The organism is uncultured Aquitalea sp. (assembly GCF_945957525.1).
In the GTDB taxonomy this organism is placed as follows: domain Bacteria; phylum Pseudomonadota; class Gammaproteobacteria; order Burkholderiales; family Chromobacteriaceae; genus Aquitalea.
Genome location: NZ_CAMFLA010000001.1, coordinates 104,833 through 122,256, shown reverse-complemented (window position 1 = coordinate 122,256; position 17,424 = coordinate 104,833). Strand labels below are relative to the sequence as shown.

The window sequence follows — 17,424 nt, the reverse complement described above, 5'->3', positions numbered from 1 at the left end:
AGGATGAACAACTGGATGAAAACGGCGGCGCTGATGGCCGCCTTCGTGGCATTTCTCGGGTTGATCGGCGGCATGGTGGGCGGCAAGAGCGGCATGTTGCTGGCACTGTTGTTTGCCGGCGGCATGAATCTGTTTGCGTACTGGAATTCCGACCAAATGGTGTTGCGTATGTACAACGCCCAGGAGGTGGACGGCCAGAGCGCCCCGGAATTTTACAGCATGGTGGCGGAGCTTTCGCAGCGTGCCGGCCTGCCCATGCCGCGCGTTTACGTTATCCACGAGGATCAGCCCAACGCCTTCGCCACTGGGCGCGACCCGGAGCATGCCGCCGTGGCGGCCACCACCGGCATCATGCGCATGCTGGATTACCGAGAGCTGCGCGGGGTGATGGCGCACGAGCTGGCGCACGTCAAACACCGCGACACGCTGATCTCCACCATCAGCGCCACCATGGCCGGCGCGGTATCGGCGCTGGCCAACTTCGCCATGTTCTTTGGCGGCCGCGATGAGAACGGCCGACCCGTCAATCCGCTGGCCGGCATTCTGGTAGCGCTGCTGGCGCCGCTGGCCGCCAGCGTGATCCAGATGGCCATTTCCCGCGCGCGGGAATTCGAAGCCGATCGCGGAGGGGCGGAAATTTCCGGCGATCCGCTGGCGCTGGCCAACGCACTGCAAAAAATCGAGTACTACGCGCAGGGCATTGCCATGCCGCCCGCGCAGGCGCATCCGGAAACCGCGCAGATGATGATCATCAACCCGCTGTCCGGCGGCGGCATGGGCGATCTGTTCCGCACCCATCCCCACACGGAAGAGCGCGTCGCCCGTTTGCAGGCTATGGCGCGCGGGGTGGTCTGAAGTATCATTCCCTCCCGATACGGGCAATATCGGCCGGCGTCCCGCGCGACCCCGGCCGTTTTTCATGCCGCCAGAGGCGGCGACAGCAAGGTATAGCGACAGGCATGCATTACATTCAGCAATTGGCCGCCGGCGTGATCGGCGATGTGGAATCCGGCAAGACGCTCACCGAGGCGCTGGCCCAAGCCCAGCGTCAGGGCGATTTGCCGCCGCCCGAGCGCGCCGCGCTGCAGGACATCAGCTACGGCTCGTTGCGCCATCTGGGCCGTCTGCGCTTCTGGCTGCGACGGTTGGTGGCCAAGCCCTTGCCGGAGGCGCGCGTCGAGCGTCTGCTGATGGTGGCCATGTACCAGCTGACGCATACCCGCGCCGCCGAATACGCGGTGGTGAACGAAGCGGTGAAAATGGCCGAGCGCTTGGAGCAAGGCCGTTTCAAAGGCTTGGTCAACGGCGTGCTGCGCAACTTCCTGCGCCAGCGGGAGGCCCTGATCGCGGCGGCGGATCGCGATCTGGAAGCCGCCACCAGCCATCCGCGCTGGTGGATCAAGGCCATGCAGAAAGCCTATCCGCAAGAATGGCAGCGCGTGCTGGAAACCAATAACAGCCATCCGCCGATGACGCTGCGCGTCAATCGCCGCCATGGCGACGCCAAGGCCTATCTGGACGCCTTGCGCCAGGCCGGCATGGAGGGCGAGGCGCTGGACGACACTGCGGTGCTGCTGGCCCGGCCGGTGAATGTGCGCGAACTGCCGGGGTTTGCCGAAGGCCGGGTATCGGTGCAGGACTGGGGCGCGCAACAGGCCGCGCGGCTGCTGGATCTCCAGCCCGGACAGCATGTGCTGGATGCCTGCGCCGCGCCGGGCGGCAAGACCTGCCACATGCTGGAAATCGCCGACGTGGACGTTACCGCGCTGGATATCGACGCACAACGCCTGCAACGGGTGCGGGACAATCTGGACCGCATCGGTCTGAACGCCACCTTGTTGGCAGCTGATGCTGGCCAGGCCGACACGTTTGCCGAAGGCCGCCGCTTTGATCGCATCCTGGCCGATGTGCCCTGCTCGGCTTCCGGAGTGGTGCGTCGGCATCCGGATATCAAGTGGCTGCGCCGTCCGGGCGATTTCGCCGCACTGGCGCGCCAGCAGGCCGCCATGGTGGACGCGCTCTGGCCGCTACTCGCTTCCGGCGGGAAAATGCTTTACGCTACGTGCTCGATTTTTCCGGAAGAAAACCAGCAGCAGCTGACGGCGTTCCTGAGCCGCCACGCTGACGCCGTCTGTCTTGAGCAGCGGCAGCTGCTCCCTTGTGAGCGCCATGACGGCTTCTATTACGCGCTGCTTGAGAAACATTAGCCTGTGCATCTGGCTGCTGGCCTGCACCGTCATGACGGCGCAGGCCGAAGGCATTGTGGCGCGTCGAGCCGAGGCAGAACTGACGCCTGACGGCCAATTGTCGGTAAGCAGCCGCTTTCAGACCCGTTTGCCGAACAGCCTCAGCGATGCCCTGCAGCAGGGCGTTACCCTCACCTTCCGGCTGGAATTCCAGCTGACCAAACCGCGCAGCACCGCCTACTACCTTGACCTCAAGGAGTGGTTCGATCCGCATGCTTCGCTGGCCTACAAACTCAGCTACCAACCGCTGACCTCGCGCTACCGCGTCACCATCGGCAGCTTTTCCAATTACTACGGCTCACTGAACGAAGCCATGGGCGTAGTGGGCGCCATTCAGGACTGGCGCGTACTGGACAACGGCGCGCTGGACCCGAAAAGCCCCGGCAAAGTGGCGGGCCGCATCCGCTTGGTACTGGACATCGGCGAGTTGCCCAAACCCTTCCAGTTAAATGCTTTGGGCTCTTCCGACTGGAGCCTGTCCTCCAACTGGACCTCCCTCAATGTCAAGGAGGGCGGCTGATGCGTTTTGCCGTGACGGCCCTGGCCGCGTTCGGCGCCATCATGCTCTATCTTCTGGCGGTGGCCACCGGCAACGCCTCCAAGCTGGCTGAATATTATTGGTGGGTGTTCGGCTTCAACAGCGCCTTGTTGCTGGCCTTGCTGGCCATCGTGGGCCGCCAGTTGCTGCGCTTGCGCCAGCGCGTGAAAAACCGCGTATTCGGCGCCAAGCTCACCCAGCGGCTGGTGGTGATGTTTGCCTTGGTGTCCCTGGTGCCGGGCTTGCTGGTTTTCACCATTTCCGCCCAATTTCTCACTCGCAGCATCGAAAGCTGGTTCGACGTGCGCGTCGAGTCGGCGCTGGAGCGCGGCCTGGACTTGGGCCGCAGCTCGCTCAACTACGTGTTGGACGACGTTGGCCGAAAGAGTCGCGTGATTCTGGACGATATCGATGGCGCGCCGGATGGGCTTTTGCCCTCGCGACTGGAGCGCTTGCGCGAACAGTTCGGCCTCAAAGAAGTGGCCCTGTTCAATCGCAACGGTGAGTTGCAGGCATTCGCCAATGGCGGCTCCGGCCTGCCGCAACCACCGGCCCGCAATGCGGTGCGCGCGCTCAAGCCGCGCATCGCCGACAAGAGTATCGAGAACGACGCTTCCGGCCTGAATCTGCGTGTTTTACTGGCTTATCGCGGCCTGGACGATCAGATGCGCGTGCTGCAGGTCTTGCAGTCCGCACCGCCGGGCATTGCCCGCGACGCGGAACAGATTGAAAATGCGCGCTCGGAGTATCACCAGCTTTTGTTGTCGCGGGATGGCTTAAAGACGTTTTACATGCTGACGCTGGCGCTGGCCTGCCTGTTGGCGCTGACCTCGGCGCTGGCTTTCGCGCTGTTCATGTCCGAACGCTTGTCCGCTCCGCTGTCGGAGCTGGCCGCAGGTACGCGGGCGGTGGCGCAGGGCGACTTCTCGCGGCGGCATCCGGTGTTTCGCCGCGATGAACTGGGCATGCTCACCACCCTGTTCAACCGCATGACGCAGCAACTGGAAGAGGCGAGGCTGACGGCGGTGCAGAACCAGCAGGCGCTGGAAAGCGGCAAACTTTACCTGGAAAGCATTCTGGCCACGCTCAGCGCCGGCGTGATGGCGCTGGACGGCGAATGGCTGGTGCGCGCCGCCAATACCAGCGCCGGGCGGATTCTGGGTGTGGATTTTTCCGAGATAGCGCCCTTGCCGGCCTGGCAGTGGTCCACGCTGGTGCCGGCCATGACGCCGCTAGTGGAAGTCATGCTGCAGCACGCGGAAGATCCCAAGCAGGAAGACTGGAACACCCAGCTGGAATACGTTACCGCACAGGGAGAGCGCACCCTGCTGGTGCGCGGCGCCCGGCTGCCGGAACAGTCCGGCGGCGGCTATGTGGTGGTGTTCGACGATATTACCGACCTGGCGCGCGCGCAGCGCGACGCGGCGTGGGGCGAGGTAGCCAAGCGGCTGGCCCATGAAATCCGTAATCCGCTCACGCCCATCCAGCTGTCGGCCGAACGGCTGGCGATGAAATTGTCCGGCAAGCTGGAAGCGCCGGACGCCGAAATGCTCAAACGGGCGACCGACACCATCGTCAAACAGGTGGCGGCGCTCAAAGGCATGGTTGACGCATTCCGCGATTACGCGCGTGCCCCGCGCATCAAGCTCACGGAGCTTGATCTCAATCAGGTGATCCGGGAGGTGATGACCCTGTACGAATCCAGTCCGGCTGTTAAGATGGAACTGGAAGACCGGCCGCTGATGATCATGGGCGACCCGGCATTGTTGAGGCAGGTTTTGCACAATCTGATTCAGAATGCGCAAGATGCCGTCCTTGACGTTGTCAACCCGATGATTCACATTAGCAGCCGACAAGAAGGAAGAAACGCGACCGTCTGCGTCCAGGATAACGGTCCGGGCTTCGCCACGGACATCCTCACTCGCGCATTCGAGCCGTACGTGACCAGTAAATCCAAGGGGACAGGCCTTGGTTTGGCCGTGGTGAAGAAGATCGTAGAGGAGCACCGCGGACAGGTCACATTGGAGAATGCCGAGCAGCAAGGCGCGCGAATTCTTCTCACCCTGCCATTGCTGGAGGCCTAATGCGTAGCAGCGATATATTGATAGTTGATGACGAGATCGGGATTCGTGAACTGCTCTCGGAGATCCTGCAGGATGAGGGATACACGGTCGCTTTGGCGGAAAATGCCGAAGTGGCGAGGCAATTGCGCAATCAGACGCGCCCGGCGCTGGTGCTGCTGGACATCTGGATGCCTGATTGCGACGGCGTCACCCTGTTGAAGGAGTGGGCCAAGTCCGGTCAGCTCAATATGCCGGTGGTGATGATGTCGGGTCACGCCAGCATCGATACCGCAGTCGAAGCCACGCGCATCGGCGCCTTCGACTTTCTGGAAAAACCCATTGCCCTGCAAAAGCTGCTCACCACGGTGCAGCGCGCGCTCAAGTATGGCGACATGCAGGCCAATACCTCGCTCAACCTGGACAAACTGGGGCGCAGCGAGCCGATCCAGGAACTCAAACGCCAGCTGGAGCGCGTGGCCAAAGTGAAGTCGCCGGTGCTGCTGACCGGCGAGCCGGGTTCCGGTTTCGAGCTGGTGGCGCGCTTCTTCCATCAGGGCAATACCCCGTGGGTGACGCCGGCCAAGCCCGAGCAGCTGGCCGACGCGCCGCTGGAGTTGCTGCAGAAGGCAAACAACGGCGTGCTCTACCTGCCGGAAATCGGCCAATACAATCGCCGCATCCAGCAGGGGCTGCTGTTCCTGCTGTCCAAGCTAGACCGCTTCAATGTGCGCCTGCTCTGTTCCTGCAGTCGCCCCTTGCAGGAGCTGCTGGTTGATCCGGAGTGCGACAACCGTCTGTTGACTGCGCTCTCCAGCGTCATTGTGCCGATTCCGCCGCTGCGCGAGCATTCCGAAGACATCATCTTCATTGCCGAGCAGATCCTGATCGAGCTGGTGGAGTCCAAACAGGTACCCAACAAGAAGCTCACCACAGCTGCGCTCAACGCGCTGCGCCAGTACGACTGGCCGGGCAACCTCGAGCAGCTGCGCAGCATCATCAAGAGCCTGGCGCTGACGTCTGAGTCGGACGACGTGGATGCGCCGGAAGTGAACAAGGTGCTGGCGCAGTTCCGCCATGAAAAACCGGTGGAAGAGTCGGGCTTCGATTTCAACATGCCGCTGCGCGAATTGCGCGAGCAGCTGGAGCGCCGCTATTTCGAGTACCACATCTCGCTGGAAAACGGCAATATGAGCCGCGTGGCGCAGAAAGTGGGCCTGGAACGCACTCACCTTTACCGAAAGCTCAAGCAGTTGGGCATCAAGTTCGCCCGCAAGGTGGTGGAAGAGTAAGCGCGCTTTCCGTTTTATCCGCAACGCCGGCCTTGTGCCGGCGTTTTGTTTTCTAGCTCTTCGAGACTATGGCGCGGCGACGGACTGCTGCGCTACCCTTGCTGCCATGACCGAATTGAATGACGAGGCGCTGTTGCGCTACAGCCGGCACATTCTGTTGCCGGAGATCGATGTGGAAGGGCAGCGCCGGCTGTTGGCTGCGCGCGTGCTGGTGGTCGGCGCGGGCGGACTGGGCTCGCCGGTGGCCTTGTATCTGGCAAGCGCCGGTGTAGGCAGCATCACATTGGCGGATGACGACCAGGTGGAGCTGACCAATCTGCAGCGTCAGATTGCCCACGACATGCAAAGTCTGGGCGTCAACAAGGCGGCATCCGCCGCGCGGCGCATGCATGCGATGAATCCCGCCGTACAGGTGCATGCGCTGGCGGCGCGCTTGCAAGGCGAGGATTTGCAGGCTGCTGTGAGCGCGCACGATCTGGTGTTGGACTGTTCCGACAACTTCGCTACCCGACATGCTGTCAACCGCGCTTCGGTGCTTGCCCGAGTACCGCTGGTATCCGGTGCGGCGGTGCGCTTTGCCGGCCAGTTGGCGGTGTTTGACCCGCGCCAGCCGGGCACCCCCTGCTATCACTGCCTGTTTGCCGAAGAGGGCGAGGTTGGCGATGGCCCGTGTGCGACTTTCGGCGTGTTGTCGCCGCTGGTGGGGGTAATTGGCAGCCTGCAGGCGGTGGAGGCAATCAAGTTGCTGGCCGGTCATGCAGCGGTTACTGGCCGCCTTACCCTGTACGATGCTTTGAGCGGTGAATTCCGCCAGCTGCGTTTTCCGCGCGATCCCGCCTGCCCGGTATGTGGTGGGCGACATGCTTGAGAATGGATGACCGGCACAAGAAAAAAGCCCCGCATTGCGGGGCTTTTCTTCGGCCAACCACAGGCTGGCGGCGTCAGCCTTTGAGCTGGCTGTCCAGAATCTGGCGTACTTCCTTGAAGTCCATTACCCCGACATAGCGCTTGATGATATTGCCCTGCTTGTCGATGAGGAAGGTGGTGGGTGCCAGCTGGATGTCGCCGAAAGCCTTGCCGATCACGCCCTGGCTGTCCAGCGCCACAAAAAAGGGCAGCTGGTATTTATCCACGAAAGCCTGCACATAATTGGGCGGGTCATAGCTGAGCGCCACCGCAATGACTTTCAGGCCGTGTGCGGCGTAGTCCTGATGCAGCTTCTTGATTTCCGGCATTTCTTCCACGCAGCCAGGGCAGCTGGTAGCCCAGAAATTCACCAGCGCAACTTTGCCCTTGAGAGATTCCGTGCTGACTTGCTCGCCCTTGAGGGAGGTGAAATTCACCTGCGGCGCGGGGTTGCGGTCCATCAAGGTGTAGCCGACCAGTCCTGCCACTACCAGCGCCACCAGTGCGATCAATGCCTTCTTCATGTGCTGCGGTCCTGAATGGGGCGAGAGCGGCGCTCCCGCGAAACGGGTTATTGGTCCTGCATGGATTGCAGGAGTTCCTTGAGGCGGCTTTCCAGCGCCACCGCCTTGTTCTGCTTTGCGTCGAAGATGACGAAGGTGACATCCGCTTCCGCCACCACTTTGTCAGTGCCGGCCAGCGTTACGCGCTGATGCAGCACCGCGCTGCGGGTACTGATGGTTTTCACCGAGGTGGCAATGGCCAGCTCGTCGCCCATGGTGGCCGGGTAGCGGTAGTCGATATTGATGTTGACCACCACCATGGCGAGGCCGGACTGCAGGAACCAGGGCAAGTCTCCGCGCTCTTCGAAGAAGGTCCAGCGGGACTCTTCCAGAAACTCCAGGTAGCGGGCGTTGTTAACGTGGCTGTACAGGTCCAGATGGTAGCCGCGCACCTTGATGCGGGTTTCATGCGTCATTGTGTTTCCCCTTTTTTGTGCTTGCAGTGAAGCCGGGCCTCAATCCTCGGCGTTGAGGTCCAGCGGAACAAAGGCCTCGCGCTCTAACGGCGCGTCGACAAGGTCGGTCAGGACCGAATGGATTTCCACCGAGAACCATTCGGAAAAACGCTCGGCCGTCAGCGGCGCCGGCCACAGCGTTTCATCTTCGCACCAGTCGGCAAGCTCGGCCTGGAACAGCGTCTGGTAATGATGCAGGACAAAGTCGGCAGCGCTGTCTGCGTCATCCACCGGCGGAATCAGCAGGGCATTGCAGTCGGCGGCCAGATCTTCCAGTCGCAAGCCGGCGTCCAGTCCGCCGGGCAGGCTTTTCAACCAGGTGAGAAAAGGCGCATTGGGGCGGATGAGGGCGATGCTGCGATTGACTTCGTACATGGTGTTCCTTGCGGCTTAGCGGCTGCTGAGCTGGTTTTCTTTGGTAAAGGCGAAGGTTTGCGTGATCTTGCGCGGCCCCTGGCCGGAGAGCGAGGCCGGAAAGGCGCTGAAGGGGGCGCTCATGCGCACGATGTTGAGGGCGGCGTCATCCAGCACGTTGTGTCCGGAGCCGCGCAGTACGCGGCTGCTCTTCAGCGCGCCAGAGGGCATTATGATCACCTCCAGTGTGACGGAGCCGTGCACGTTCTGGCGACGGGCTTCATCCGGATAGTTCATATTGCCGATGCGTTCGATTTTCTGGCGCCAGTCGGTCTGGTACCGGGCCCATTCGTAACGTCGTGCGCTGTCCCCGCTGCCGTTGGCGTTGCCGGTTTCCTGGGGGCTGTCGCGCAGTCCGTCGTCGCCTTTGCTGGCCATCAGATTATCGATCTGCCCCAGCAGGTTGGCCGAAGAGAAGGCAGGAGCGGCTTCATTGCTTGGCGTGGCGGGCGTGATGGCGCGTTTGCCCGGCTTCGGGTGGGCGATGGTGGCCGGCATGGCTTGATCCGCGGCAGGTTCGGCTGGCTGGGCTGGTATCGGGTCGGGTGCGCCGCGTTGCGCGCTGTGCGTGGCCAGCTTGCCTTGCTTGGCGGTGTTGCCCTGGCCCTGATTGTTGTTCTCTGCCAGCCTGGCGGTCTTGGGGGCGTTCAGTACGGGCTTTTCGGTGAGTTTGACGCTGATGATCTGGTCGGCGGGTAGATGAACCGGCAGCACCCAGCGCACGGCGCTGGCGCCCAACAGTATCAGATGCGCGAGCACGGAGACGGCAATCATCACCATGAAGGGAAGATTGGTCTGGCGGGATACCGGTCGTGCAAGGCGGCTGGACATGGGCAAAGTGAGAATAACGGTTTGCCGAAGTGTAGCATGGCTGCGCTTTTGGCTGCGGCGACCAGCAAAAACGCCGCGCAGGGCGCGGCGTTGCGGGTGGTGCGCCGGCAACAGCGCGCGTGCTTATTTGTCCAGCAGGGCGCGCAGCATCCAGGCGGTTTTTTCGTGCGTCTGCAGGCGTTGGGTCAGCAGGTCGGCAGTCGGTTCGTCCGCAGCGCGGTCGACAATGGGGAAAATGCTGCGAGCGGTGCGACAGAGAGTCTCGTGGCCGTCCACCAGTTGGGCGATCATGTCTTCCGCCTTGGGGACGCCGACGGCTTCCGGGATCGAAGTCAGCTTGGCGTACTCGGCGTAGCTGCCCGGCGCGTAATGTCCCAGAGCGCGGATGCGTTCCGCGATAAGATCCACTGCCAGCGACAATTCGTTGTAGTGGGTTTCGAACATCAGGTGCAATGTGTTGAACATCGGACCGGTGACGTTCCAGTGGAAATTGTGGGTTTTCAGATAGAGGGTGTACGTATCCGCCAGCAGGCGGGAAAGACCATGGGCGATTTCCTGACGGTCTTGCTCATTGATGCCGATATCCATACCAATATCTCCTTGTTGCCGGGTTTTCCATCCATCGCTCCGGCCCGACGGCATGCTTTTGGGCGCGGTGGGCGTTCTGGACTAGAATTCCCCTTTTTACGGAAAACTGCATGAAACCCTGGCTACTGTGCAACGGGCATAGTGTGCGCCTGACGCTGCACGTGCAACCCGGGGCGAAAAAAACCGAGGCGGCCGGCGAACATGGCGACTGCCTGAAAATACGTCTTGCCGCGCCGCCGGTGGACGGCAAGGCCAATGCGGCACTGATCGCCTGGCTGGCGGCACTGTTCGATGCGCCGCGCCGCGATGTGGAACTGGTCAGCGGCGACAAGAGCAGGCACAAGGTGGTGCTCATCGCCAGCGAGCTGGATGCGGCGGCGGTGCTGGCCTTGCTGAGACTTCAGTGAAGGCGGCGATCGGGCGGCGTAGTGTCGTCCACACGACGATATTCCCCTTCTATCGCATCTTCCCGCAAGGGCGAAGCACTGCCCATATTGATGCTGGGCCCCTTGAACGGCAGCAATAACAGCAGAGCAAAAGCATCACTCAAAATACCGGGGATGGCAAACAGAAGTCCGGCCAAGGCGTAACGCAGCGGCCACAGCAGCGAGTAGAGCGACACCTGCCCACCCTGGCGCATGACGCTGCCCAGCGTGATGAGCGCGCCCAGTTTCTGGTTGCGCAACATCCAGACTCCCAGCAGACTGGAAGCCAGCACCATCAGGAAAACCGTGCCGCCGCCTAGACGATCCGCCAACGCAACCAGCGTGGCGATCTCCAGAAACGGGTAAAGCAGCAAAGCAAATAATAGGGCGCGCATGAATCAGGGGTATCCGTTATGAAATCTATGCTGGTGATCTGTAATGCGCCGGACCAGGACACGGCCAGGCATATCGCGCGTACGCTGGTTGAAGAGCGGCTGGCCGCTTGCGTCAACATTCTGCCCGCCTGCCGTTCGGTCTACCGCTGGCAGGGGGAGCTGGAAGAAGACAGCGAACTGCCCTTGCTGATCAAAACCACCGAAGAAGCCTACCCGGCACTGCAACATCGTTTGGTAGTGTTGCACCCATACGAAGTGCCGGAAATCATTGCGGTGGATATTGCGCACGGTTTGCCTGCTTATCTGACATGGGTGCGGGAGTCGGTGGTTTCAAGCCAGCCGGAGGTGGATTCCTGAACGCACAGTTTGTCTGAGCGCCAGTCTGCCACAGGGTTCCTCAAGCCGGGATTGATTGTTGCAATTCGGTCGATTGCGAAAAAAAACGCGCCGAAATATTGACGAGCACCAATGGCTTGGCTATAGTTGCGAACTCTTTCGGGTCGGTAGCTCAGCCGGTAGAGCAGCGGACTTTTAATCCGTTGGTCGCGAGTTCGAATCTCGCCCGACCCACCATCGCTTTTTGCAAGTGGTGGGCGAAAGAAAATCGATGATGTGGGTCGGTAGCTCAGCCGGTAGAGCAGCGGACTTTTAATCCGTTGGTCGCGAGTTCGAATCTCGCCCGACCCACCATCGCTTTTTGCAAGTGGTGGGCGAAAGAAAATCGATGATGTGGGTCGGTAGCTCAGCCGGTAGAGCAGCGGACTTTTAATCCGTTGGTCGCGAGTTCGAATCTCGCCCGACCCACCACTGTCGATATGGGCTGTTAGCTCAGTTGGTAGAGCAGCGGACTCTTAATCCGTAGGTCGAAAGTTCGAGCCTTTCACAGCCCACCAGAATTTCTGAATCCGGTTCACAGCAAGCGGGTTTTGTAGTAAAGTGCAGTCTTTCCGATTGACGCAAGTCGATCGATGGGTTGTTAGCTCAGTTGGTAGAGCAGCGGACTCTTAATCCGTAGGTCGAAAGTTCGAGCCTTTCACAACCCACCAGTTTATGAAAAACCCGGCCCTGAGCCGGGTTTTTTGCTTTCTGCCCGCAATTTTTTCTCTTCGGGGAACCTCCCGGTGGTTCGCCGTTTCTGTCCGTCATTATCCTCATCAGGCTGGAGTTGTTCATGTTGACTCGCGGTTTGCGCGCGGTTGCGGCCACTTGGGTGGCCGGCGCGGTTTCCTTGTTGCCCTTGATGCTGACATTGGCCTTGCTGGCTTGGCTTTCCGGTCTGGTCAATCAGTTAGTGGGACCAAGTAGTGCGCTAGGACGAGGTTTTACCTTGTTTGGCAGTTTGTTCTCCCTGCACCCGGTTCTGGCCTGGGTCTTGGGGTGGGGCGCCCTTTTGCTGGCGATCTATTGCCTCGGCCTGGCGGTGCAGCGGGGGTTGAAGGGGCGGTTGAAGCGTTGGATTAATACTGCGATCGAGCGTATCCCGCTGGTGGGCGGTCTATACGCCATCGCGGAAAAGGTGGTGGGCCTGATTGACAAGCAGCCGGAGGCGGATATCGCAGCCATGAGCCCAGTCTGGTGTTTTTTTGGTGGCGACGGCGTGGCGGTGCTGGGTTTGCTGGCCAATCCGCAGCCCCTGGTGTTGCGCGGGCGTCCTCATCTGGCGGTGATGGTGCCGATGGCGCCGGTGCCGGTGGGCGGCGGTCTGTTGTATGTGCCGGCGGAGTGGGTGGAGCCGGCCGAGATAGGCATAGACCGCTGGACTGCGGTGTATGTGTCGATGGGCATGACGCCGCCCGAGCCGGATGCTCGCCCGGGTCAGGCGATTCGCCAAGACCCGTCAGTCGGGCGATAATGTCGCATGGTTTCGAGATGATGACCGGGAGTGTGATATGCGTAATGTATGGAAATGGGTCGCGCTGGGCGCGTGCTGTGTGCCGCTGACGGCCTTGGCGCAGTCGCCGGACGAACAGTTGCTGTCGGCGCAGATGGCTTTTCAGCAAGCCAATGGGCAAAAAGCCCAGTTGGATGACCGGGTAAAGCGGGCGACTGAGGCCAAGGCGCGCGCAGAGCAGCGCTTGCTGGATGCGCAGAACGCCATGCAGCAGGCTAACAATGAGTTCAATGCGGCGGCTGCGGCGCAGGCTAGTGCGCAGCAGATCCTGCAACAGGCCACAACAGCGCTTAACGATGCCTGGAAGCGCAAGGACGGCGGCCAGTAAGTGCGATCCGGATGGATAAAACTAAAGCCCCGCATTGCGGGGCTTTAGTTTTATATCTGTTCAGGCTGCTGGATTATTGCGCTTTGCCGCTCAATTGCTGGTAGCGCTGGATGTCTTCATTGAGCTTTTGCCGGGACTGATTGATTTCGGCCTGCTTGGCGTTGATGGCGGCGCGCAGATCCTTTTGCTCGGCGGCGATTACCTGCAGATTATGGGTAACGCCGGCGGCCAGCGGCCGACCGGTGCGTTTGCTGACATCGACTTCTTTTTGCAGGTCCAGCTGCTGGATGCCCAGGGTTTTCAAGCGCGCGTACTGGGCGTCCTGTGAGGCTTGCAGGGTACTGATCTGGCGCTCGCGTTCGTTTTTCAGCTCGTTGATGTTGCGGTAGCTTTCCAGCAGGGCCTTGTCGTAGCGGGCGGCATCCAGCTTGCGTTGCTGTTCTTGCTTTTGCACGGCCTCGCTGGCTTCCCGGGCCCGCTTGGCCTGCTCGCTTTCGGCGGCGTGTTTGACGGTGCCCTGCTTGGACAGCTCGGCCACCCCTTGCTTCTGGCTCTGCATGGGCGGGGCGTCGCTGTAATGCACCTTGCCGGCGTCGTCCACCCACTTGTACAGCGTGCCGTCAGCTTGTGCGAGGCAGGCGAGCGATAAGCAGACGAGACCGGTCAGGATTTTCATATCAGTCGTTGACTCCATATTGAGCGCGATAGGCGCGCACGGCTTCCAGATGCTGGGCCAGCTCCGGGCTGCCTTCGAGGAAGCCCAGCAAATCCTTCAATGTGGCGATGGCAACCACGGGCATGCCATATTGTTGCGCCACTTCCTGCACGGCGGACAGTTCGCCCGCGCCGCGTTCCATGCGATCCAGCGCGATGGCTACGCCGGCCGGTTCGGCGCCGGCCGCGCGGATCAGCTCGACGGATTCGCGTACCGAGGTGCCGGCGGAAATCACATCGTCGATGATCAGTACGCGGCCTTGCAGCGGCGCACCCACCAACGTGCCGCCTTCGCCGTGATCCTTGGCTTCCTTGCGATTATAGGCAAAGGGCACATTGCGGCCTTGTTCGGCCATGGCCATGGTCGCGCCGGCGGCGAGGATGATACCCTTGTAGGCCGGTCCGAACAGCATGTCGAAGCCGATGCCGCTCTCTATTATCGACGTGGCATAGAAGCGCGACAAGTGCAGCGTCGACAAGCCGTCGTTAAACAGGCCGGCATTGAAAAAATACGGCGATTTGCGTCCCGCCTTGGTAATGAACTCGCCAAACCTCAGAACCTGCTTGTCGAGTGCAAAACGAATAAAATCCTGACGGAAATCGCTCATGTTTCAATCCTTAGATAACTGGTTAACTATCTGAACCGCTGGAAAAATTGCCGGCAAGGATAGCACAGGAGACACCATTGCTTCGAATCGTTTCGGCCAACCTCAATGGCATCCGCTCGGCGGACAAGAAGGGCTTTTTCGACTGGCTGGCGACGACTGACGCCGATTTCGTCTGCGTGCAGGAATTGAAGGCGCAGGCCGGCGATCTCAGTGAGCGCATGCGCGCACCGGACGGGCTGCAAGGCTATTTCCACTATGCCGAGAAAAAAGGCTACAGCGGTGTTGGTCTGTATACCCGTTGCCAGCCGGACGCGGTAGTGGAGGGGCTGGGCGTGGACTGGATCGACGCGGAAGGGCGCTTCCTGCAGGTGGATATCGGCCAGCTCAGCGTGATCTCGCTTTACCTGCCGTCCGGCTCCAGCAGCGAGGAGCGGCAGGATGTGAAGTTTCAGTTTCTCGATGTGTTCATGCCGCATCTGGAAAAGCTGAAAGCGGCCGGGCGCGATATCGTGATCTGCGGCGACTGGAACATCGCTCACAACGAGATCGATCTGAAAAACTGGAAGGGCAACCTGAAGAACTCCGGCTTTCTGCCGGAGGAGCGCGCCTGGATGACCGACTTGCTGGGGCGGGTTGGCTGGTGCGACGCCTGGCGCACTTTGTATCCGCAAGAGCCGGGCTACACCTGGTGGAGCAACCGCGGGCAGGCCTACGCCAAGGATGTGGGTTGGCGCATCGACTACCACATTGTCACTCCGTCCATGATGGCGCTGGCCCGTTCGTCTTCGGTGTACAAAGGCGAGAAGTTCTCTGACCATGCGCCGCTGATCGTGAATTACGACAGGAGCTTGTGATGCTGGACGACGATGACGTGATCCTGCTCACCGTGCCGGGATGGGGGGATTCCGGCGACAAGCACTGGCAGAGCTTGTGGGAGCTGACCTACCCGCTGGCGCGCCGGGTGCGGCAGGAAGACTGGTTGTACCCTGACAAAGCGGTATGGGTTGTCGCGCTGCGGCGCGCCATCGAGGAAACTGACGCCGCCATCGTCATCGCCGCACACAGTCTGGGCTGCCACACCGCCGTAGCCTGTTTGCGGCAGCTGGATCTGCCAAGCCAGCGCCGTATCAAGGGTGTGCTGTTGGTGGCGCCGCCAGCCTTGCCGATTACGCCGACAACAGCGCTCTCGGCTGGCGAGTTGCCGCCGGGCGCGCCTGCGCCGGCTTTCACGGGCTTTGAAACAACGGAGGCCGGCAAGCTGCCGGTACCCGCCGTGATGGTGGCCAGCCGCAATGATCATTTTTGCCCGTTTGCCGAAGCCGAGCGCATGGCGGCCTTGTGGGGCGTGAAGCTGGTGGACGCCGGCGAGGCCGATCACATGGGCAGCCATGCCGGACTGGGTAGTTGGCCGAAGGGACAGCAATTGTTGCAGCGCTTCATGCTGGCCTGAGCGCCTGGAGAAGGCGGGTTGTGGCGTGGACATTGCACAGCCTGAGGCAAGGAAAAACCGCCTGACCGGATACCGGCAGGCGGTTTTGTTTTGCTGATGGACCTTGCCCCGCTTGTAAAAACTGATCTTGCGTTGCGCCTCATGGCCGTGCTGTGCGTACAGACGGTGGCTCAACGTCTCTGCGAGGTTTTGTCAGCGCCGCTTAGCGGGCGACCGGACGGGTGGGGTCGCTGCACCACTCGCTCCAGGAGCCCGGATACAGGCGACTGCCTGCGAGGCCGGCATGCTCCATGGCCAGCAGGTTGTGGCAGGCGGTGACGCCGGAGCCGCACTGGTGGACGATGGCGGCGGGGTCAAACGCCGCGCCCAGCGCGTCCGTCCATTCGGTTTTCAATTGTTCTGCCGTTTTGAAACGGCCCTGTTGGTCCAGGTTGTTCATGTAGAAGCGGTTGGCGGCGCCGGGGATGTGGCCGGCAACCGGGTCCAGGGTTTCGCCTTCGCCACGGAAACGTTCCGGGCTGCGCGCGTCCACCACGGTGAAGTCGGGTGTTTCGATATTGGCGAGCACTTGCTGGGCGTCCACCGTTTCGGCCAGGGGAGTGCGTACCGGGAAACGGCGCGGCATGCGGCGTTCCTTATCGCTGTCGATGGACAGACCGGCGGCTTGCCAGGCTTGAAAACCGCCGTCCAGCACGGCTACGGCTTCGTGCCCCAGCCAGCGCAGCAACCACCAGGCGCGGGCGGCGTACATGCCGCCGGCGTCGTCGTAGCACACCACTTGCGTCTCGGCGCTGATGCCGGCGGCACCCAGATCAACCGCCAGGCGCTGGCCGTCCGGCAGCGGATGGCGGCCGTTGTCGCCGGTCTTCACGCCGGAGAGATGGTAGTCGAGGTTCATGTAGATTGCGCCGTGGATGTGGCCGGCCTGATAGGCGGCCAGACCATAGTCCGGGTTGGCGAGCTGGAAGCGGCAGTCAAGGATGACGACGTCTTCGGCTGGCAGGTCGGCGAGTTGGCTGGCGGAAATGAGGGTGGTGTACATGGCTGCTCCTGGGATTGGCCGAAGCCGGTTCGGTGGGCTTCGCGTTCAGGGAGGAGCCGCTTACGAGCCGGCCCGTCTGCCGGCCGGCTTGAAAGCGGTTCCAGCGGAGCGCAGTGCGGCGCCCCGCGGCGAACCCCTAGCCTACACAGAAGGCGGCCGGGGCGGCAAGCAGGAGGGGGTCAGGCGCCTAGCGCGGCGCGCAAGCGCGCTGCCAGGCCAGGCTGGTCGTGACTGATGCCTGTACGGCGCGGTGCGGCCCAGATGGGGCTGGGGAAGTGCGCGTCGTCGGCAAAACGCGGGATGACGTGCCAGTGCAGGTGGGGCACCACGTTGCCGAGGCTGGCAAGGTTGATCTTGTCCGGCTGCATGACATCGCGCAACGCGGTTTCCGTGCGCATGACCCAGTCCAGCAGATGGGCGCGGTCTTCGTGCGCAAGATCGGTCATTTCCTTGACGTGCACTTTCCAGATGACGCGGCAGAAACCGGGATAGCCGGCCTCTTCTACCAGCAGCACCCGCAGGCGATCGTCTTCAAACAGCGTTTCGCCGGCCGGGGTGTAGCAGAGTTCACAGTTCATGGCGGGTTCCAAGGGTAGGATGCGACCATTTTAGCGGCGGCGCGGGCAAACCGCGCGCACCGCGTTGGAGTTGGCGTATCAGCCTGTTAGGATACGCTGA

The 17,424-nt window shown here is 61.7% G+C and carries 22 protein-coding genes and 5 tRNA genes; 17 read left to right on the top strand and 10 right to left on the bottom strand.

Annotation, left to right across the window (positions count from 1 at the left end; translation table 11 throughout):
- Window positions 1-3 precede the first annotated feature (3 nt).
- The 6 genes from htpX (at window position 4) to moeB (ending at window position 7,004) form a co-directional block, all read left to right on the top strand.
- Complete coding sequence (gene htpX / locus Q0P52_RS00695) at window positions 4-855, top strand: zinc metalloprotease HtpX (protein ID WP_293759885.1); 852 nt, start codon at window positions 4-6, stop codon at window positions 853-855.
- 104 nt (window positions 856-959) lie between these two features.
- Complete coding sequence (rsmB, locus tag Q0P52_RS00690) at window positions 960-2,207, top strand: 16S rRNA (cytosine(967)-C(5))-methyltransferase RsmB (protein ID WP_293759887.1); 1,248 nt, start codon at window positions 960-962, stop codon at window positions 2,205-2,207.
- Window positions 2,194-2,766: a DUF4390 domain-containing protein gene (locus Q0P52_RS00685; RefSeq protein ID WP_293759889.1), complete on the top strand. Its 573-nt coding sequence runs from the start codon at window positions 2,194-2,196 to the stop codon at window positions 2,764-2,766. The genes rsmB and Q0P52_RS00685 overlap by 14 nt, the downstream gene beginning before the upstream one ends.
- Entirely contained in the window at window positions 2,766-4,868 is a 2,103-nt protein-coding gene (locus tag Q0P52_RS00680) for an ATP-binding protein (protein ID WP_293759891.1), read from the top strand. The genes Q0P52_RS00685 and Q0P52_RS00680 overlap by 1 nt, the downstream gene beginning before the upstream one ends.
- Window positions 4,868-6,136 (top strand): sigma-54 dependent transcriptional regulator, encoded by a 1,269-nt coding sequence (locus tag Q0P52_RS00675; protein WP_293759893.1) that lies wholly within the window; start codon window positions 4,868-4,870, stop codon window positions 6,134-6,136. Before Q0P52_RS00680 ends, Q0P52_RS00675 begins: the two co-directional genes overlap by 1 nt.
- A 106-nt stretch (window positions 6,137-6,242) precedes the next feature.
- Entirely contained in the window at window positions 6,243-7,004 is a 762-nt protein-coding gene (moeB, locus tag Q0P52_RS00670) for a molybdopterin-synthase adenylyltransferase MoeB (protein ID WP_293759895.1), read from the top strand.
- A 73-nt stretch (window positions 7,005-7,077) separates the two neighbouring features.
- On the opposite strand, the gene Q0P52_RS00665 is transcribed toward moeB, so the two are convergent.
- The 5 genes from Q0P52_RS00665 to Q0P52_RS00645 all read right to left on the bottom strand — a co-directional run bounded on the left by Q0P52_RS00665 (window position 7,078) and on the right by Q0P52_RS00645 (window position 9,893).
- Window positions 7,078-7,566 carry a TlpA disulfide reductase family protein gene (locus Q0P52_RS00665; protein ID WP_293759897.1) on the bottom strand — a complete coding sequence of 163 codons (489 nt, stop codon included), beginning with the start codon at window positions 7,564-7,566 and terminating at the stop codon, window positions 7,078-7,080.
- A gap of 47 nt (window positions 7,567-7,613) precedes the next feature.
- The gene (locus Q0P52_RS00660) at window positions 7,614-8,021 is read right to left on the bottom strand and encodes a thioesterase family protein (RefSeq protein ID WP_293759899.1); all 408 of its coding nucleotides are present in this window, start codon (window positions 8,019-8,021) and stop codon (window positions 7,614-7,616) included.
- 39 nt (window positions 8,022-8,060) lie between these two features.
- Window positions 8,061-8,435 (bottom strand): VacJ, encoded by a 375-nt coding sequence (locus tag Q0P52_RS00655; RefSeq protein ID WP_293759901.1) that lies wholly within the window; start codon window positions 8,433-8,435, stop codon window positions 8,061-8,063.
- A 15-nt stretch (window positions 8,436-8,450) separates the two neighbouring features.
- Complete coding sequence (locus Q0P52_RS00650; protein ID WP_293759903.1) at window positions 8,451-9,305, bottom strand: energy transducer TonB; 855 nt, start codon at window positions 9,303-9,305, stop codon at window positions 8,451-8,453.
- Between the two features lie 123 nt (window positions 9,306-9,428).
- Window positions 9,429-9,893: a Dps family protein gene (locus Q0P52_RS00645; protein ID WP_293759905.1), complete on the bottom strand. Its 465-nt coding sequence runs from the start codon at window positions 9,891-9,893 to the stop codon at window positions 9,429-9,431.
- 110 nt (window positions 9,894-10,003) lie between these two features.
- On the opposite strand from Q0P52_RS00645, the gene Q0P52_RS00640 reads away from it, so the two are divergent.
- Window positions 10,004-10,300 (top strand): DUF167 domain-containing protein, encoded by a 297-nt coding sequence (locus Q0P52_RS00640; RefSeq protein ID WP_293759907.1) that lies wholly within the window; start codon window positions 10,004-10,006, stop codon window positions 10,298-10,300.
- On the opposite strand, the gene Q0P52_RS00635 is transcribed toward Q0P52_RS00640, so the two are convergent.
- On the bottom strand, window positions 10,294-10,713 hold the full coding sequence (locus Q0P52_RS00635) for an FxsA family protein (RefSeq protein WP_293759909.1): 420 nt from the start codon (window positions 10,711-10,713) through the stop codon (window positions 10,294-10,296). The two genes, Q0P52_RS00640 and Q0P52_RS00635, sit on opposite strands and share 7 nt — an antisense overlap.
- Window positions 10,714-10,740: 27 nt before the next feature.
- Between Q0P52_RS00635 and cutA the strand changes: the two genes are divergently transcribed.
- The 8 genes from cutA (at window position 10,741) to Q0P52_RS00595 (ending at window position 12,932) form a co-directional block, all read left to right on the top strand.
- A complete protein-coding gene (cutA, locus tag Q0P52_RS00630) occupies window positions 10,741-11,070 on the top strand; it encodes a divalent-cation tolerance protein CutA (RefSeq protein WP_293759925.1) in 330 nt (109 codons plus the stop codon).
- A 140-nt stretch (window positions 11,071-11,210) separates the two neighbouring features.
- Window positions 11,211-11,286 (top strand) — tRNA-Lys (locus Q0P52_RS00625).
- 41 nt (window positions 11,287-11,327) lie between these two features.
- Window positions 11,328-11,403: transfer RNA gene (locus tag Q0P52_RS00620), tRNA-Lys, on the top strand.
- A 41-nt stretch (window positions 11,404-11,444) separates the two neighbouring features.
- Window positions 11,445-11,520 (top strand) — tRNA-Lys (locus Q0P52_RS00615).
- A gap of 10 nt (window positions 11,521-11,530) precedes the next feature.
- Window positions 11,531-11,606, top strand: a tRNA-Lys gene (locus Q0P52_RS00610).
- Window positions 11,607-11,683: 77 nt separating this feature from the next.
- Window positions 11,684-11,759: transfer RNA gene (locus Q0P52_RS00605), tRNA-Lys, on the top strand.
- Between the two features lie 125 nt (window positions 11,760-11,884).
- Complete coding sequence (locus Q0P52_RS00600; RefSeq protein ID WP_293766039.1) at window positions 11,885-12,565, top strand: DUF502 domain-containing protein; 681 nt, start codon at window positions 11,885-11,887, stop codon at window positions 12,563-12,565.
- Window positions 12,566-12,602: 37 nt separating this feature from the next.
- Window positions 12,603-12,932, top strand: a complete 330-nt coding sequence (locus tag Q0P52_RS00595; protein WP_293766040.1) for a hypothetical protein — start codon at window positions 12,603-12,605, stop codon at window positions 12,930-12,932.
- Window positions 12,933-13,005: 73 nt separating this feature from the next.
- Here Q0P52_RS00595 and Q0P52_RS00590 read toward each other — a convergent pair whose 3' ends face one another.
- Complete coding sequence (locus tag Q0P52_RS00590; RefSeq protein ID WP_293766041.1) at window positions 13,006-13,608, bottom strand: DUF4124 domain-containing protein; 603 nt, start codon at window positions 13,606-13,608, stop codon at window positions 13,006-13,008.
- Between the two features lies 1 nt (window position 13,609).
- Complete coding sequence (gene pyrE, locus Q0P52_RS00585) at window positions 13,610-14,254, bottom strand: orotate phosphoribosyltransferase (RefSeq protein WP_293766042.1); 645 nt, start codon at window positions 14,252-14,254, stop codon at window positions 13,610-13,612.
- A gap of 77 nt (window positions 14,255-14,331) precedes the next feature.
- Here pyrE and Q0P52_RS00580 point away from each other — a divergent pair, with 77 nt between their 5' ends.
- Together Q0P52_RS00580 and Q0P52_RS00575 are read left to right on the top strand one after the other, a co-directional pair.
- On the top strand, window positions 14,332-15,108 hold the full coding sequence (locus Q0P52_RS00580) for an exodeoxyribonuclease III (protein WP_293766043.1): 777 nt from the start codon (window positions 14,332-14,334) through the stop codon (window positions 15,106-15,108).
- Entirely contained in the window at window positions 15,108-15,704 is a 597-nt protein-coding gene (locus Q0P52_RS00575) for an alpha/beta hydrolase (protein WP_293766044.1), read from the top strand. Before Q0P52_RS00580 ends, Q0P52_RS00575 begins: the two co-directional genes overlap by 1 nt.
- Window positions 15,705-15,906: 202 nt before the next feature.
- Here the strand turns inward: Q0P52_RS00575 and Q0P52_RS00570 are convergent, their stop codons facing one another.
- Window positions 15,907-16,746: a sulfurtransferase gene (locus tag Q0P52_RS00570; protein ID WP_293766045.1), complete on the bottom strand. Its 840-nt coding sequence runs from the start codon at window positions 16,744-16,746 to the stop codon at window positions 15,907-15,909.
- A 179-nt stretch (window positions 16,747-16,925) separates the two neighbouring features.
- A complete protein-coding gene (locus tag Q0P52_RS00565; RefSeq protein ID WP_293766046.1) occupies window positions 16,926-17,324 on the bottom strand; it encodes an HIT family protein in 399 nt (132 codons plus the stop codon).
- Window positions 17,325-17,424: the final 100 nt, after the last annotated feature.

What these genes read in the sequence shown, in the direction of transcription:
- Q0P52_RS00650 (WP_293759903.1), bottom strand. Translation starts at nt 9,305, where the DNA reads ATGTCCAGCCGCCTTGCACGACCGGTATCCCGCCAGACCAATCTTCCC.
- rsmB (WP_293759887.1), top strand. Translation starts at nt 960, where the DNA reads ATGCATTACATTCAGCAATTGGCCGCCGGCGTGATCGGCGATGTGGAA.
- Q0P52_RS00640 (WP_293759907.1), top strand. Translation starts at nt 10,004, where the DNA reads ATGAAACCCTGGCTACTGTGCAACGGGCATAGTGTGCGCCTGACGCTG.
- Q0P52_RS00660 (WP_293759899.1), bottom strand. Translation starts at nt 8,021, where the DNA reads ATGACGCATGAAACCCGCATCAAGGTGCGCGGCTACCATCTGGACCTG.
- moeB (WP_293759895.1), top strand. Translation starts at nt 6,243, where the DNA reads ATGACCGAATTGAATGACGAGGCGCTGTTGCGCTACAGCCGGCACATT.
- Q0P52_RS00645 (WP_293759905.1), bottom strand. Translation starts at nt 9,893, where the DNA reads ATGGATATCGGCATCAATGAGCAAGACCGTCAGGAAATCGCCCATGGT.
- Q0P52_RS00635 (WP_293759909.1), bottom strand. Translation starts at nt 10,713, where the DNA reads ATGCGCGCCCTATTATTTGCTTTGCTGCTTTACCCGTTTCTGGAGATC.
- Q0P52_RS00655 (WP_293759901.1), bottom strand. Translation starts at nt 8,435, where the DNA reads ATGTACGAAGTCAATCGCAGCATCGCCCTCATCCGCCCCAATGCGCCT.
- Q0P52_RS00595 (WP_293766040.1), top strand. Translation starts at nt 12,603, where the DNA reads ATGCGTAATGTATGGAAATGGGTCGCGCTGGGCGCGTGCTGTGTGCCG.
- Q0P52_RS00675 (WP_293759893.1), top strand. Translation starts at nt 4,868, where the DNA reads ATGCGTAGCAGCGATATATTGATAGTTGATGACGAGATCGGGATTCGT.
- Q0P52_RS00575 (WP_293766044.1), top strand. Translation starts at nt 15,108, where the DNA reads ATGCTGGACGACGATGACGTGATCCTGCTCACCGTGCCGGGATGGGGG.
- Q0P52_RS00570 (WP_293766045.1), bottom strand. Translation starts at nt 16,746, where the DNA reads ATGTACACCACCCTCATTTCCGCCAGCCAACTCGCCGACCTGCCAGCC.
- Q0P52_RS00600 (WP_293766039.1), top strand. Translation starts at nt 11,885, where the DNA reads ATGTTGACTCGCGGTTTGCGCGCGGTTGCGGCCACTTGGGTGGCCGGC.
- pyrE (WP_293766042.1), bottom strand. Translation starts at nt 14,254, where the DNA reads ATGAGCGATTTCCGTCAGGATTTTATTCGTTTTGCACTCGACAAGCAG.
- Q0P52_RS00665 (WP_293759897.1), bottom strand. Translation starts at nt 7,566, where the DNA reads ATGAAGAAGGCATTGATCGCACTGGTGGCGCTGGTAGTGGCAGGACTG.
- Q0P52_RS00565 (WP_293766046.1), bottom strand. Translation starts at nt 17,324, where the DNA reads ATGAACTGTGAACTCTGCTACACCCCGGCCGGCGAAACGCTGTTTGAA.
- Q0P52_RS00680 (WP_293759891.1), top strand. Translation starts at nt 2,766, where the DNA reads ATGCGTTTTGCCGTGACGGCCCTGGCCGCGTTCGGCGCCATCATGCTC.
- htpX (WP_293759885.1), top strand. Translation starts at nt 4, where the DNA reads ATGAACAACTGGATGAAAACGGCGGCGCTGATGGCCGCCTTCGTGGCA.
- cutA (WP_293759925.1), top strand. Translation starts at nt 10,741, where the DNA reads ATGCTGGTGATCTGTAATGCGCCGGACCAGGACACGGCCAGGCATATC.
- Q0P52_RS00590 (WP_293766041.1), bottom strand. Translation starts at nt 13,608, where the DNA reads ATGAAAATCCTGACCGGTCTCGTCTGCTTATCGCTCGCCTGCCTCGCA.